Below are 16,736 nucleotides of genomic sequence, written 5' to 3' on the forward strand. Positions count from 1 at the left end.
GTATTTAAAAACTAAAGGCGAAATTCAAAAAATAGGTTCTACCGAAACCATACCAATACTTAGGTGCAAAAGACGGATTACCACTTAAATTATCTTGTTTAAGTTGACCATAGTTACCATTTCTACTTTGCTCATAACCACCCGTTCTAAAAGTGGTATCAAAAAGATTGTTAACACTTGCAAAAACACTTATATACTTGCCTTTTTTAAGCCACGACTTACCGCCAACCATATTCAATAAATAGAAATTATCTAATGGTTTTTGCTTTAGTAATTTTTGAACATTTTCATCTGTCGCATCAGGAAATCTTAACTGGGTTTCTGGATCAATTAAAAAACTCTGGGTTCTGGTTATCGTAGAAATATTGGCATAGTTATTTGCCAGATAGTTTGCCGAAGCGCTTATCCACCAATATTTGGGATCTCTATATTCTATACCTGCTGCAATTGCTTTCTGCGGACCTTGAGCCAGCTTATAATCTTTAACTGCCGATTGTCCTAAAAATTTAGAACCAGAAATATCGATTAAATCTTCGGTTGCACCTGCTGTATCAAAATTAATAGTCACAAAAGGGTTGCTTGCATATTCATGTTTTGCAACAGAGCCAACTAATGATAATTTAACAGCACTAGATACTTGGTATTCTAAACCAAGTTCAAGACCCATATGTAATTTATCTAAATCAGTGAGTACTTCTTGCACAAAATCTGAGCCCACACCCGAATCAACGAAGAAGAAATTTACATCTGTGGTATTTTGAAAACGGGTATAAAAACCTGTAAATCTACCCGTCAATTTCGGCATTCTAAGAAAGTACGTAGCATCGACACTGGTAATGGTTTCGCTTTGCAAATTGGGAACTATTGCATTATTCTCCCTCGGGTTTATAAATACATTTTGTAAAACAGGTGCTTTATTGATAATTGCTGCATTGACCGAAACCCAATGCCTGCCTGTTATTGTATAAGACGCTCCTGATTTTATTGACCAATTTGAAAATTTTACCTGCTCACTCTCCCCAAACGAATTATCTATAAAACGTTCATTCTTAAACAAACCTTCCCTTTGATAATTAACGATAGCATATTTACCAGACACAAACGCCTTTACTTTATTATAATGCACATTCAATTGAGCATAAACATCGGTATTGCTTCCGATTAAATTATAATTGTAATTAAAAACAGCACCATTACGTTTATTTACTTCAGATGAAACATCATTTAAGGTTTCTGAAAACGTATCGATATCACGATGATACTCCGCCCCCAATAAATCATTTATTTGAGCGTAGTTTTTAGAATTTAGCTGCCTGTGGGTTAGACCTAAATCGAGTTTCAAATGACTATCAATATCTATATTGGCAATAGCCCTCGCAGTTAGCTGATTATCTTTTGTGGTATCATCATAAAGTACATAAGCCGCTTCTCCGTTTTGGCTAATACTGGTATTCGCTTTATAAACATTATCCCAATCTAACTGAGGGTTTTCTATAAAGCCTTCTTCTGCTTGTATAGCACTTTCATAGTTGGCACCTATGGGCGAGTTCAAATAAAAACTCGGTAAATAACGGTAGTATGTAGGATCAGGATTCGGAGCATTATAATACCCTAAGCGACTTCTTTTGTATACACCTGTCTGATAGCCTATACCCACATTAATTTGCAAACTTTTAGATTCATGATGATAGTTGAACAAGAACAATGGCTCACGAATATGTCGCTCTCTAGAATTTCTGATTTTGCCATTTTGAATACCGGCATATGGGTTATATCTGTTTCCTTGAATTTCTTGTACTTCTTCGGTAATGGCAGATGACCGCCCTCTTCTATTAGATGCTACAATTGCTGTGGCAGATATTGTGTTTTTTTCATTTAAAAGATATTCGAATGAACTATATACTGAATACGAATCATACAAAGTACCATCCATATACCCTTCTTTTGCCCAGCGTCGAGAAGCTGAAATAATATATGCAAATTTCTCATTCTTAACCCCAGAATTATAAGTTGCCATAAGTCTGCCGCTATATGTTCTATTGGAGAGAGATGAAGATAATCGGGTACCTGGTCTTAACCCAGATGGTCGCAAATCTATATTTGTGTTTCCTAAAATTCCGCCAAATGTAAAATCTGATGCTTCTAAACCATTCGCATATTGTTGATTTCTAATTACGTCGTTCAACCCGCCCCAATTATTCCACTGTGGCCTGCCATCATACATTTTGTTCATTGGTAATCCGTTTAGATGTACTTCGCCATATTGAGAATCATATCCTCTTACCCTAAAAAATGCCTGACCAAAATCAAAAGCCGCCCTATTTAGAAAAATATCTCTCGTTGATTGTAATAAAGCGAGTGCATTAGAATTTATCTCATCATCTAATAACTCATCATCGGTAATATTAATGAGGTTTATAGATTTTTCTACGGTCATATCTCTTTCCAAAAAAATGACACCTAATTCTATAGTATTGTCATCAAGAAATACTGGGATTCTTTTGATATCAAAATCGGGAGTAGAAATTTGAAGTATAAATTCTCCTTTATTTGAAGTAATCAATTTAAATTCTCCTAAATCATTAGTGGTAATCGGCGTTGATTCTCCTTCTAATACTACCTGTGCATTGACAATTATTTCACTTTTATCCCTTTCTTTTATTACCCCCGAAATTGTCGTTGCACTTTGAGCATGTAAGAAACATATTTTAATAAATAGTAATAAAAATAGGATATGCTTAATCATTATATATCTTAAGGCCTTACTAATGAGCCAATAAGATACTATTTAAGAAATAATTAACGTGAATTTTCCGTATACTAGCTAATAATTAAGACCAAATACCTTCTATAATGCGATTACTACTTCTTATCTGCTTCTTTTCCTCATTACTTACATGTGCTCAAAATTCTGATACTTACCAAATTAGAACTGTTGCTTTCTATAATCTAGAGAATCTATTTGATACAAAAAATGACACTTTAATTTTTGATGATGACAGAACGCCTGAAGGAAAAGATAACTGGACCGAAGAACGCTATTTGAACAAATTGGAACATATGTCGAAGGTAATTTCTGAAATTGGCTCTACCGATAATAAAACGGCACCTGATATTGTAGGGGTTTGCGAAGTAGAAAACTTAGGTGTACTTGAAGATTTAGTACATCATAAAAACTTAGCGAAGTTCAATTACGGAATTGTTCATTTCGAATCTCCTGATGAACGTGGTATAGACGTTGCGCTACTCTATAAGAAAAGTGCCTTTGTACCTGTTAATTTTAATAGCCATAGATTACTACTTTTTAACCTTGAAGGAAAACGAGATTATACCAGAGATCAACTCATAGTAGAGGGCTTATTAGATAACGAAAAGATATACTTTATGGTCAACCATTGGCCTTCTAGAAGTGGTGGGGAGGCTAGAAGTAGGCCTTTTAGATTAGAAGCCGCTAAACTAAACAAGCGCATAATAGATTCTGTTCAAAGGCAATATGTCAATGCCAAAATTATTAGTATGGGAGATTTTAACGATGATCCTATAGACCCGAGTTTTAAAAAGATATTACAGGTTGAAAAAAATTCTAAGAATCTGGACTCGCTAAGCCTCTTCGGACCAATGGAAAAACTTTATAAAAAAGGAAGAGGTTCTTTAGCTTACCGTGATAAATGGAATTTATTTGATCAGCTGTATATGACATCAACACTTATAGCCAAAAAAAGAGAAGGTTATAGCTATTGGAAAGTCGGCATTTTTGCCCCTGACTACTTAATGGATCCAAAGGGAAAATATAAAGGGTACCCATTACGGACTTATGCCGGCGGAAGTTATATTGGTGGGTATAGCGACCACTTTCCTGTATACCTGCATCTCATTAAAAAAGTTAATCCATAAAAAAAGAACCTAATATTAATCCATTAGGTTCTTTATAATTTTTCAAATACTACAATCTTAGTTAAACCATTGTCCCCAAGGAATTCTACTTAGAATAAGAAGTAAGCCTATAGTGTAGAAAATAGCAATACTTTTAAACTTTTTAGCTCCGTCAACAAATTTCTTATGTCTTGACCAGCCAATGGTTATCGATACAATTGCCAATATATTAATGAAAGGATGCTCTACTGCCAACAAACGGGCGGCAGAAGTTAAGCCACCCATGCCAAACTCTTGTATTGCGCTTAATCCGCTTGGAGAAACAAAATATAATATTAGACCTACCAATAATTGAATATGGCATAAAATAAGCGCAAATAGGCTTAATCTAAGATCTTTACCCATATTAAAAATTCGTTTCCCTAAAAGCCCTGAAATAGCATTAACAACCGCTAAGATCAATACAGCCAATGCTATATAAGCCAAGTATGAATGTAGCATGTGAATAGTTTCGTACATAGTTCTAATTTTAAGTTTTAAATGTACTGAATTTTGAGCAAAAAAAAACCTGACCGTGTGGTCAGGTTTTATATTTATTATCAATATTACTACTAGAATTCGTAACGTAAAGTAACGTTCCAAGTTCTACCCCAACCAAAGTAACCTTGGTTAGATACAGCAACACCATTATAAGTTTCATCACCAGCTTCTGCAAAATTAGCAGTAGTAAGGCTAGATAAATACTCAGTATCAAAAACGTTGTTAATGTTACCTCTAATTTTTAATTCCTTTAACTTATCGGCACCTAAAGGCACTTTAAAAGTAATACCTGCATCTAATAAATTAAAAGAAGGTAATTTAAGGTTTTCTTTTACTGCACCTACATCAGAATATAAGTTATCATAATATCTCCAGTCTGAATCAAATGAAAAGTTTTGGTTGATTTTATAAACAAGACCTAAACCACCTGATAATTGTGCAGCACCACCAACTTTACCACCATCGAAATCTTCGTTTTCAAAGCTAATAACATTTCTATTTTCATCTGTTATTTGTTGTACCGCCTCACCTTTATATTGCCAATCGCCTACAGATAGAAATCCGTTAAAAGAAAGGTCAGTTACTGGTCTTAATTTAAAATCTAATTCAACACCGGAGTGTAATTGCTCTGTACCAAAGTTAGTGGTAAATTGAACCACATCATCAACTATGTTCGAGCTAGAAACTACTCTGTCTTTCCAAGAGGTTCTATATAAGTTTAAGTTTGCTGAGAAAATTGAACTTTTAAAACCATAACCTGCCTCTAAACCAAATATTTTTTCGTTTTCAGTTAAAGGGTTCACTTGATTTGTAAAATTCAAGTAAATATTATCATGGTAAGGTTGACGGTTGTAGTAACCAGTATTAACATAAAAAGCGTGAGCTTCAGTAGCTTTGTAGCTAAAACCAGCTTTTGCATTATACCCTAAGTTATCTACTTTCTCAGAATCGGTACCAGGAGTTATACCTGCAGGTAAAGCTACACCAGTTGATTGGCTAGAAGTACCGTCGATCAATGACTGATCTGCATATTGGTAATAGTCAAATCTTTGGTGATATTGGTTAGAAACTGAACCTTGGAAAAAGGCAGACAAATTATCAGTTGCATATTCTAACTGAGTAAACAAACCACCATAAGAAATACGCTCCTCATTATTGTAACCAATTTTTTGATCTAATGAGTAAGAATCAAATGCAGCTTCCCAACCAGAAGGTCTGAATGTTTCGGTTGCAGTAGCAAACTTATATGTACCAAAACTACCGTAAGTTTGATGATCATTATTTTGATCTCTTAAACGAATATTGTCGGTAAACGAGTTTAAACCGTGTAGATTAGAAGCAACTCTAAAGTGCTTACCATAGTATGTCCTTAAATCAAAACCAACGTTCCAAGAAAGTTCGTCTGTAATTTTAGTTTCATAGTTGGTAATTAAACCGTACCAGCTATGTAAGTTCATAGATGATCTTGTAATGTAAGCTGGTTCAGAACCAAAATTAACACCAGCACCATCAGTTACCGCAGCATTTTGAGCATAAATTGCATCGTAATCTATACGACCATCTGCAGTTCTAATACGGTTACCTAAATTACCTGTACCACCACCATTACCCCAAGAGGCATATAATACTGTAGAAAGATTGGATTTATCACTTATAGTCCAATCCCAGTTTAAGTTAGCAACTGGTTTATGATAAAAATTTCTTCTTTCAGTCAAGTACTGACCGTTATACGTACCCCAGTTATTATTATATCTTAAACCATTTTCTAAATAACTAGAAATAGATTTAGTAAAGTTTTGATCGTGAAATTGTGGAGCACCGGTAATTAAAAAGTTAAATCCGTGCTTGTCGTTTGGTCTATAACCTGCAGAAATGAAATATGTTTGACCTTCACCGAAGTTACCTTCGTTATAGCCATCTCCTTGCCAGTGTGAAAGCATTACGCTTAAACCCCAACCTTTTTCAGAAATACCAGTGTTATAACCCGCAGTTGTTTTAATGTAGTTATTGTTAGCAACTGTTGCGTAAGCAAAACCACCTGCATCCATTTCTGTAGCTTTGGTTACAAAGTTAACCGTACCACCAACAGATGAAATTGCCAATTTAGAAGAACCTAAACCACGTTGAATTTGAACTCCACTAGAAATATCATTTAAGCCAGACCAGTTAGACCAGTACATTTTACCGTCTTCCATTCCGTTAATCGGCTGACCGTTTAAAAGGAATGCTGTGTTGTCTTGCTCAAAACCACGAACTCTAATGTCAGAATCTCCGTAACCTCCTGCTTGACCAGATACATAAACAGACGGTGTGTTCACCATTGTCATCGTAATATCTTGAGTACCTATTTTCTCTTGAATGATTTCAACAGGAATAGATGATACGGCAATCGGTGTTTGTCTATCGCTAGCAAGGTCAATAATACCTCTACCTACCACTACAACACCTTCTAATTCTTCAGCATTTGGCTCTAAAACAATAGAACCAATATTTCCTGAAGCAGTAAAAGTAATTTGCTTTGAATTAAAACCAATGTAAGAAACTACTAAAGTTCCGGATGCAGAACTTGTGTTAATTGTAAAATTACCATCAAAATCAGTTGATGTTCCATTTGTTGTTCCTTTTACTATTACTGTAGCACCTGGCAACGGACTATTTGAGTCACCATCTAATACAGTACCAGTAATTGGTCCTTGTGAAAAAGCAGTTACGGTCATTAAAAATGCCGCTAATGCAAAATACATTTTTTTCATTTTCTTCGAGTATTTGTTAGTTTTTTAACTTGCTGCAAAAGTCATTTATTTTTAAACCTTCAACGTTAAGAGAACGTTAAATCAGCAAGACAAAAATACCTAAAAACCAAACACAATTTATATGATAATGAAATAGTTATCCATTTAATAAGAACTTTACAGTATTAAGAATTATTTCTTAAAATATTGCAAAAGTCTCATCGTAGAGCTATCGTGATCAGAAATTTCTGAATTGTTAATATCATCAAGTATGGTACCTGCAAGTTGTTTACCTAACTCTACACCCCATTGATCATAGCTAAATATGTTCCAAATCACCCCTTGTACAAATATTTTATGCTCATACAACGCGATTAGAGACCCCAAACTTTTCGGTGTAAGCTTATTTATTAAAATGGTATTAGTCGGCTTGTTACCAGAAAATACCTTAAACGGTGCAAGCTTATTAATTTCTGCCTCAGATAAATTTTTAGTCTTTAATTCGGCAACTACTTCTTCTCTAGTTTTACCATTCATTAATGCTTCGGTCTGTGCAAAATAATTTGCCATCAGTTTATTATGATGGTCCTTATCGCCATGTAACGAATGTTTAAAACCAATAAAGTCTGTCGGTATTAATTTCGTACCCTGGTGAATTAATTGAAAAAAGGCATGCTGAGAATTTGTGCCAGGTTCTCCCCAAATAATGGTTCCTGTTTCGTAGCCAACGGTATTACCAGCTCTATCTACGCTTTTACCATTACTTTCCATTATGCCCTGCTGTAAGTAGGCTGAAAATCTACTTAAATATTGTGCATACGGAATTATAGCTTCTGTCTCTGCACCATAAAAATTATTATACCAAACGCTTACCAATGCCATTATAACCGGAATGTTCTCTGAAAATTCAGTTTCCCTGAAATGTATATCGGCTTCATTGGCACCTTGTAACAATGCATCAAAATTATCATAACCAACCGCCAAAGCAATTGTTAAACCTACCGCACTCCACAATGAGAATCTACCACCTACCCAATCCCACATCGGGAATACATTTGCGGCATCAATTCCGAATTCAGCAATTTTTTCGCTATTAGTCGATACTGCAGCAAAGTGCTTTGCAATATCTTTTTGCGTACCATGCTTTAAAAACCATTTTTTAATTGTGGTCGCATTACTTAATGTTTCTTGAGTTGTAAAGGTTTTAGAAACAACTACAAATAAAGTGGTCTCTGGATCTAATGCTTTTAGAACTTCATGAACATGGTCACCATCTACATTACTAACGAAATGAATAGATAAATGATTCTTATAAAACTTTAAAGCTTCGGTCACCATTGCCGGACCTAAATCTGAACCACCAATACCTATATTAACTACATCGGTAAATGCTTTACCGGTATACCCTTTTAAATCTCCATTAATTACTGAATCGGTATATTCTTTAATATGCTCTTTTACTGCATAAACCTCTGGCATTACATTTACGCCATCGACCAAAACTACATCATCTTTTTTGGCGCGAAGTGCAGTATGCAACACAGCTCTACCTTCAGTTTCATTTATTAAACCACCATCGAAATAATCTTTAATGGCTCCTTTCAAATTTACTTCATCTGCCAATTGCAGTAAAAGTTGCATTGTTTCGGTAGATATTCTATTCTTTGAATAATCAAAAAGAAAATTATTCCATTCTAAAGTAAACTTCTCTGCCCTATTTGAATCGGAAGAAAACATAGACCTAAGGTGTGTACCTTTAGTTTCTTTGTAATGTGCCGTTAACTTATTCCAAATATCTGTGTGTAGCGGGTTTATTTTATCTAGTACCATTTTCTTGATTAAGTGTTAATAAATCTTTGTCTTCCTCTAATAAGACCTCAGGATATATAATGCAATCTAACTGTTCTTTATATGTTGAGATATATGCGAAATATGCTTCTTTAAGTGAATCTGCCAATGGTTCTGCCTGCGGAAGCTCTTCGCGCAATGGATCAACTTGCTTACCATTTTTCCAAAAGCGATAGCATACATGAGGACCTCCTGTGTTACCTGTCATTCCAATCCATCCTATTACGTCACCCTGCCTTACAAATTGACCTTTTTTCACATTCTGTGCCTTCATATGTAAATATTGGGTAGAATATGTGCCATTATGCCTAATCTTAACATATTTACCATTACCACCTCTTCTTGTAGATTCTTCGACCGTACCGTCGGCAGTAGCCATAATTGGCGTACCAATAGGCGCTGCATAATCTGTACCTTTATGTGGGCGTAATTTATAACCGTAGTATTTTATTCTTCTATTCAGGTTGTACCTAGAAGATAACCTACCATACTCTACTGGCATTCTTAAAAATGTTCTTCTTAGATTATTGGCATCTTCATCAAAATAATCTACCAAACTCCTTAACGAATCATTTTCATAAGCGAAGGCATAAATAGGTTTTCCGTTATGTTTAAAATAGGCTGCTTCTATGGGTTCTGCCCCTGCATAAACGGTATCGTTTATATATTTTTCATTGTAGATAATCTTGAACTTATCGTTTTTTTGTAATCTAGAAAAATCGATAGTCCATGCATATACGTTTGCTAGATTATGTGTAACATTATAATCCACACCCTGCTCTAATATTGCTTCTGACAGACTAGATTTTATAACACCAGAAACTTCGCGTTGTACATACTTAACTTTATTCTTATTCTTATATACTTTAACAGTATCGCGTAAATCGACCACAGTATAATTTATTGGGTCATTCTCATAGATAAATACTTGAGCCTGAGCCATGGTATCTTTAGACTGTAATATAACATATGGCTTGCCCACCCTAATTTTTCGAACATCAAAACTATCTCTGAAATTCTCTGAAATGGCAGCTACCTTCGGGTATTCAACCTTATTCTGCATCATTAACTCACCGAAGCTATCGCCATAACGTATGGTATCTAGCTTAACGATAAATTCATCTAAATTGAAACCAAATCTCTCGTTTACCTCTGGCAGCTCGACTATTTTTACATCTTGTGCTATGTCCTTTTTCTGATTATCGGCGTCTTTGCATGATGCAATAACTGTTAATGCCAATAATATCCCCCAATACTTCTGCATTATTCTACTCTTGATTTATCTGGATTCAACATATGGTCTACCCATTGCTTGCCCCAATTACTTAATTCTTGTTCTGTATATAATTCTGGAAAAAACACAATTTTCTGAAAGCTCGGTGGCAGGTATTCTTTCCAATTTGTACCTCCTGTCGCCTCAATATCACCAGTGTCTCTTCTTAAATACCTATGGGCAGAACCCATGTGCATTAATTGCCAATTAATGTTGGCATTTATATCTAAAGTTTTCAATGATTCGACCAAAGTTTTATCTTCTCTCTGCTCTTTGGGTAAACTTAGGTATTTATGATATATTGTTGTGTTCTCAACCTGTTTTGCTATTCTTATCAGCCTTGGTGTATACCGATACTCAAACTGCTTTAAGGTCAAGGTTTTTTCACCTGTAGATACATCTGTAGCACCTCTTTTCCAGTAGATATGTTCGTATAATTCCTCTATTGTAGATTCTGATGAAAACTGAGCCCTATCAGTAACATGTACCAAGTTTTCTAAAGGCGTAGCATACAACTCGATCATTCTAAATTGTGCCGACTGAAAACCGCTTGCAGGTAACAATGCCATTCGATATTGCAAAAATTGCTCACGCTCCATGCCTTTTATCATCACACTAAATGAAGATATTAGAACGGTATAATAGCTATTTATTCTTCTAACTTTTTCAATAAAAAAGGCTAGGTTGTCACTTTTATCATCTACCAGTTGTTTTTGCTCGTGCAAAATAAGCTTGAAGTACAGCTCTGTAATTTGATGGTACATGATGAAAATCTCTTCATCAGGAAAATGTGTTCTTGGAACTTGGAGACTTAATAAGGTATCTAGATGAATATAGTCCCAATAGGTAAGATAACGTTGGTGCAATAAGCCATCTAAATAAGAGCTTAGATCTTGCCCTGAATCTTTATATTTTTCTTCTAGTTTAGAGATTTGGGATTTGATCTTCTCTTTATCTTCCATTTTAGGGTCTACTCCATTATAATTTTAAACTGATGCTTAAGACCATTATACCCATCAATATCTGCTTTTATAGCACCCACCGCTAAATCTGCTTTAATTCTTATAGGAATTCGATTGTCATCATTCGACACCCATAACGATAAACTTTCTTGCTCTTTAAATACACGCCCAGATTGTACCAAGGGTCTAAATTTTAAGCATTCAACTTTACCATATTTTGTATTTACAACTTCTATACCTAAATACTTAAGTTTAAAATCAAAGATACCATCGTCGTCATAAAGCATTTTCAGGGTAATCGCTTTCCCTACTTCAAGGTCCTCTATTTTATAGTTGTTCCTCAGAAAATAAAAAGCGGATATTAAATCCTGTATATTGTTCTCTAATGTAAAATTAAGCTTTTTCTTGTTTTTCTTATCATTAAGTTCTGCTTTAGACGTTTTATGATCAAAGTTTATTTCAACATCTTTGGTATAACCGCCTTCATCAATTTTACGCACGAACCTATAGGGTTTACCATCTTGCTTATCAAAATAACTCTCATAGGTATCGTCAACCTTAAAAAACCAACTAGCAACTCCGGTAGTTTCGCCATGACCTACTACATGGTATACTGCCTTGTCATCTATAGTTGCAGAATTAACTTGTAATGTGGCATAACTCGCATTTAAAAAACCATAATGCATTCTAAACTTTAACCACTCTCCTGTCTTAAAGGCAGACTGAGAACTTTGACCTTGGACACCAAAAAATGTTAGGATAAGGGTTAATAAGAATATTTTTCTCATAGTGCATAGTTTAATGTAAAAATAGTAATAGATAGTTCTCTATTACTTTCATTACAATATCTTAAACAAAATTTATTCCAAAGTATTGTTGTATAAAAAAAGCCCAGTTTAAAAACTGGGCTTTTCCTAAATAACCAACCAAACTTTAAATTATGAAAAACCACTACTTAAAGTTGTAAGGGAACCACCCCTTAGCTGATGTAAATTTAAGGCACATTATTCTACCTACAGTACTGTTTAACTTACTTTAATGATAACCTTAACAGTTATTCACACTTCTCATTAATAATTGGGAATCTATTAAGAATTATCGATTCACCTAAAGCATTATTTATTAAAATAATGATAACCTTTAGGTATTAAAACCAGTAACCTACACTTACAAAAAATTGTGACTTCTCTATTTCAGGTGTCCAAGAATACATTAAGTTAATCGGACCTAAAAATGACTCTAAACCATACCCGATACCGTAACCTGAATATGTCGGCGCCTTAAACCAATCGCCTGTTCTAAAGAGATCATCATCAACATTTGCGAAATTTGCCGTGAATAACGCATGGTTCTTTTTGGCAAATTCAAAATCTAACCTCGCATAGGCTTTTACGAAACTGTTTCCTGGTAAACTAATAAAGTCATACCCAACAAATGGAATAAAATTATTTATAAAATCTGTACCATAACCACCAAGAAGAAAATCAAAAGAGGTAACATTAGACGTTCCTAATTTAAAACCACCTTCTGTTTCTATATTTATGGACAGCTTATTTATCAAAGGCATTGCCATACCCAAACGAGCTTTAGAGACAGAAAAATCTTTAAAATTGTTGTTGAAATCAGATGATAACACATAATAATGCATATCGCCATTAAAATATAGACCCCTTGACGGAAAATACTTGTCATCGTATGTATCTAATTTAAGCGCACCATAAGCACTAATAAAATTACTTCTCTCAAAATATGTTCTACCATTACTAGCTGTAGTACCTGGGGTTGTACTATTAGGCGTGTCTGCAAATGTTCTAGTACTATATTGTAAATGTTTAAACTCTGCACCAAGTGTAAATGCAAACTCTTCTTTAACTACGGTTTGTATATATAACTGATTTGTAAAGTCAGATACATTTAAATTAATTCTATTAAGTGACGTTCCTGTGCTTACTTCAAAATTATCTTGAATTAAATCAAAATTTATTTCTTGTTCAAAATCATTGAATCTAGAATTGATCCCAAAACTCCAATAGCTACCTTTATCTATGTAATATTCAAAATTATATCTGATATTATCACCTAAAATAAAATCAAAAGAAGCTACATCATCTTTTGACAGTATTCTTCTTTTTGTAAGGTTTATAAGTGCCGCGCTTTTATATAAATCATCAAAATGGGCTCCCAATCTTAGAAAAGAGGTGTTTTTAATTTCATCTAGCGGCAATATTAAATCTTCCCCTCCATTTATATTATCTAGCAACTTATACTTGATGGTTCTAAAATTACCCGTTGCAGATAAATTACTGATCCCTTGTTGTAGTTTATTGAAATTCGTAGGCTCATCTAAATTAAAACGAAGCTTACCTTTTACATAACCCCTGGTATGATCTGTATTGCCATCTATTAACAATCTATTTACTATTAACTGTTTTTCACCCTCAACAACTGAAATTGCATTTTTACCCTTCTTATAATTAGTTGAAAGTTGCCTTAACTCTTCTATCTTCAAATTTGCGGCATCTTCGCCCGTTTTTACAATTTCCCCTAAGCTGTTAAAATCTATTACCGAGTACTGCTCAATTTTGGGCTTAATGTAGATGTCGGTCTTTTTAGATTTTATCTGCATGTCTGCCACCGTACGATAATTATTTATTTGCAACAAAATTTCTGTCGCCGATAATAAGGCTTCCCTATCAGATAAATCATGCTGTACATCTACACCAATTATAATATCGGCACCCATTGCCCTAACCTCATCTATCGGGTAATTATTAACTACACCACCATCTATTAATACTTTGTCATTAATAATCGTAGGTTCAAAAAGAGAAGGCAAGGTTCCGCTGGCTAAAATTGCCTCGGGTAAATATCCAGAATTTAAAATAACCTGCTTGCCTGTTTCTATATCGGTAGCTATACAAACAAACGGGGTGGGTAGTTTATTAAAATCATCAATATCTTTTACATGGTAAAGCAATCGAACAAACTCATTATATATATTCTGACCGCCAGAAAATGCAGGCGGCACTGTTACCTTAAAATTCTTAAATGGTAATGTTAACGCATACCGTTCAGAATCTTCTTTTTCATAAAAAGTTTTAGCACTTCTTGGTAAATTATCTTGAATCAAAGACCCAATATTGGTTGCCTTGAATATAGAGTCTAGCTCATTGGCGGTATAACCCGCAGCATATAATGCCCCAACAATGGCACCCATACTAGAACCTCCTATATAATCTATTTCAACACCCGCTTCTTCTATAATTTTTAACGCACCAATATGCGCCATACCCTTTGCCCCGCCACCACTTAGCACTAAGCCTATTTTCGGTTTCTTATTTTTTTCGATGTTTTGAGCAATCAAAGAACTGGCGCTTAATAAAAGTACCGCTAAGACGATTGGTATTCTACCGATATTATTCTTTACGAAAAGAGTCATATATCTTTTTTGCTTTTGACGCACCCACCTCTTGACTTAGACTGTCTACAGAAGCTTCTTTTATACGCTTTACCGATTTAAATTTCTTTAGCAATTGTTGGGCTGTCTTTTCACCGACACCATCTATACCTTCCAATTCAGAATTAATAGCCCCTTTGCTTCTTTTATTTCTATGAAATGTTATACCGAATCTATGGGCCTCATTTCGTAAATATTGAATTATTTTAAGGCTTTCAGACTTTTTATCTAAATACAAAGGTATTGGGTCTTCTGGAAAATATATTTCCTCCAAACGTTTTGCAATACCTATTATAGCGATTTTACCTCTCAAACCCAATAAATCTAAACTTTTTAACGCCGATGACAATTGCCCCTTACCACCATCAATGACAATTAATTGTGGCAATGGCTGCATTTCTTCTTGCAATCTTTTATATCTACGATATACCACCTCTTCCATTGAGGCAAAGTCATCTGGACCGGTAACCGTTTTTATATTATAATGACGGTATTCTTTTTTTGATGGCTTACCATCTTTAAACACCACACAAGCAGCTACAGGGTTGCTGCCTTGTATATTACTGTTATCAAAACACTCAATATGTCTAGGTTCGGCAGATAATCTGATGTCTTTTTTCATTTGTGCCATAATTCTATTTGTATGGCGATCCGGATCAATAATCTTTATTTGATTGAACCTTTCTTGCCTAAAGAATTTTGCATTACGCTCAGACAAATCTAATATTCGTTTTTTATCCCCTAACTTAGGTATGGTCACTTTTATACCTGGTGATACCGCAATATTAAAGGGTACATATAATTCTTTTGAGTCTGATTTAAATCGCTCTCTTATTTCTACTATGGCCAACTCAAGCAAATCTTCATCTTGCTCTTCTAACTTCTTTTTAATCTCCATAGTATGAGACCTAATTATTGAGCCATGTGCCAATTGTAGAAAGTTCACATAAGCAAAAGCATTATCAGAAATTATACTGAACACATCTACATTACTAATTTTAGGATTAACGATTGTTGTCTTAACCTGGTAGTTCTCTAAAACGTCTATTTTATCTTTAATCTTTTGGGCTTCTTCGAACCTCATTTCATCTGCCAGAGCTTTCATCTGCCCTTTAAAATAGGTAATCGACGATTTAAAATTGCCTTTCACAATTTGTCTGATATCATCTATTTGACGATCATATTCTGTAAGCGACTGAAACCCCTCGCACGGACCTTTACAATTGCCCAAATGATACTCTAAACACACTTTGTACTTACCTGCATTTATTTTTTCTGCGGATAAATCGTAGTTGCACGTTCGTAACGGATAAACACTTTTAATTAAATCTAAAAGCACCCGTACCGTTTTCATACTAGTATACGGACCAAAATATTCCGATCCATCTTTAATTACTCTTCTTGTCGGAAAAAACCTTGGAAACCGTTCATTTTTCAAACACAACCAAGGATAAGATTTGTCATCTTTTAGCAATACATTATAGCGAGGTCTTAATTCTTTGATTAGATTATTCTCCAACAGCAATGCATCTGATTCCGTAGGCACTACAATATGCTTTATAGACCTAATTTTTTTAACCAAAACACGGGTTTTACCGTACTCATGATTCTTATTAAAGTAGGATGATACCCTTTTTTTTAAATTTTTTGCTTTACCAACATATAGTATACTTTCGCTACTATCATAAAATTGATACACCCCTGGTCCGGTAGGTAATGCACTGAGCTGTATATTTAAGGGTATTTCTGTCATAATTCAATAGTACTAATTTAGTCTATAAAAGCCATTTCATCTTACACCACCATGGTTAATGTTCCTTGCTATCAATTTAAGCGATTATGAATATGATATTTTAAGGGGCTATATTTTTTCATCTAAATAATATTATCATATTCATATTATCGGATTAGTAATTTAAAAAAATATACATACATTTAATTATTTGATTTTCAGGCAATTAATTGTTTTTACATTTCTTTATATGAATGAAACTGTTAATTTTATAATAAAAAAGTGCATTTCACCGAGAAAAAAGTGCATTTCAAAGATG

Annotated in this window: 10 protein-coding genes; 1 reads left to right on the plus strand and 9 read right to left on the minus strand. The window is 34.3% G+C overall.

All coding sequences use genetic code 11. The features are described from left to right. Window positions 1-4: 4 nt before the first annotated feature. Entirely contained in the window at window positions 5-2,746 is a 2,742-nt protein-coding gene (locus tag ACEN2N_RS07535) for a TonB-dependent receptor (protein WP_441823747.1), read from the minus strand. Window positions 2,747-2,853: 107 nt separating this feature from the next. Between ACEN2N_RS07535 and ACEN2N_RS07540 the strand changes: the two genes are divergently transcribed. Next, window positions 2,854-3,894: an endonuclease/exonuclease/phosphatase family protein gene (locus ACEN2N_RS07540; protein ID WP_441823748.1), complete on the plus strand. Its 1,041-nt coding sequence runs from the start codon at window positions 2,854-2,856 to the stop codon at window positions 3,892-3,894. 57 nt (window positions 3,895-3,951) lie between these two features. Here ACEN2N_RS07540 and ACEN2N_RS07545 read toward each other — a convergent pair whose 3' ends face one another. The 8 genes from ACEN2N_RS07545 to uvrC form a co-directional block, all read right to left on the minus strand. After that, on the minus strand, window positions 3,952-4,392 hold the full coding sequence (locus ACEN2N_RS07545) for a hypothetical protein (RefSeq protein ID WP_441823749.1): 441 nt from the start codon (window positions 4,390-4,392) through the stop codon (window positions 3,952-3,954). 92 nt (window positions 4,393-4,484) lie between these two features. Beyond that, window positions 4,485-7,166, minus strand: coding sequence for a TonB-dependent receptor (locus ACEN2N_RS07550; RefSeq protein ID WP_441823750.1), 2,682 nt, complete (start codon window positions 7,164-7,166; stop codon window positions 4,485-4,487). Window positions 7,167-7,337: 171 nt separating this feature from the next. Beyond that, window positions 7,338-8,975, minus strand: a complete 1,638-nt coding sequence (gene pgi / locus ACEN2N_RS07555) for a glucose-6-phosphate isomerase (RefSeq protein ID WP_441823751.1) — start codon at window positions 8,973-8,975, stop codon at window positions 7,338-7,340. Next, complete coding sequence (locus tag ACEN2N_RS07560) at window positions 8,962-10,257, minus strand: M23 family metallopeptidase (protein ID WP_441823752.1); 1,296 nt, start codon at window positions 10,255-10,257, stop codon at window positions 8,962-8,964. The genes pgi and ACEN2N_RS07560 overlap by 14 nt, the downstream gene beginning before the upstream one ends. Next, window positions 10,257-11,228: a tryptophan 2,3-dioxygenase family protein gene (locus ACEN2N_RS07565; RefSeq protein WP_441823753.1), complete on the minus strand. Its 972-nt coding sequence runs from the start codon at window positions 11,226-11,228 to the stop codon at window positions 10,257-10,259. The genes ACEN2N_RS07560 and ACEN2N_RS07565 overlap by 1 nt, the downstream gene beginning before the upstream one ends. Window positions 11,229-11,236: 8 nt before the next feature. After that, entirely contained in the window at window positions 11,237-12,016 is a 780-nt protein-coding gene (locus tag ACEN2N_RS07570; protein WP_441823754.1) for a DUF3108 domain-containing protein, read from the minus strand. A gap of 359 nt (window positions 12,017-12,375) precedes the next feature. Continuing rightward, a complete protein-coding gene (locus tag ACEN2N_RS07575) occupies window positions 12,376-14,667 on the minus strand; it encodes a patatin-like phospholipase family protein (RefSeq protein ID WP_441823755.1) in 2,292 nt (763 codons plus the stop codon). Further along, complete coding sequence (uvrC, locus tag ACEN2N_RS07580) at window positions 14,645-16,438, minus strand: excinuclease ABC subunit UvrC (protein WP_441823756.1); 1,794 nt, start codon at window positions 16,436-16,438, stop codon at window positions 14,645-14,647. The genes ACEN2N_RS07575 and uvrC overlap by 23 nt, the downstream gene beginning before the upstream one ends. Between the last annotated feature and the right edge of the window lie 298 nt (window positions 16,439-16,736).

It is taken from the genome of Maribacter spongiicola (assembly GCF_052119685.1).
In the GTDB taxonomy this organism is placed as follows: domain Bacteria; phylum Bacteroidota; class Bacteroidia; order Flavobacteriales; family Flavobacteriaceae; genus Maribacter; species Maribacter spongiicola_A.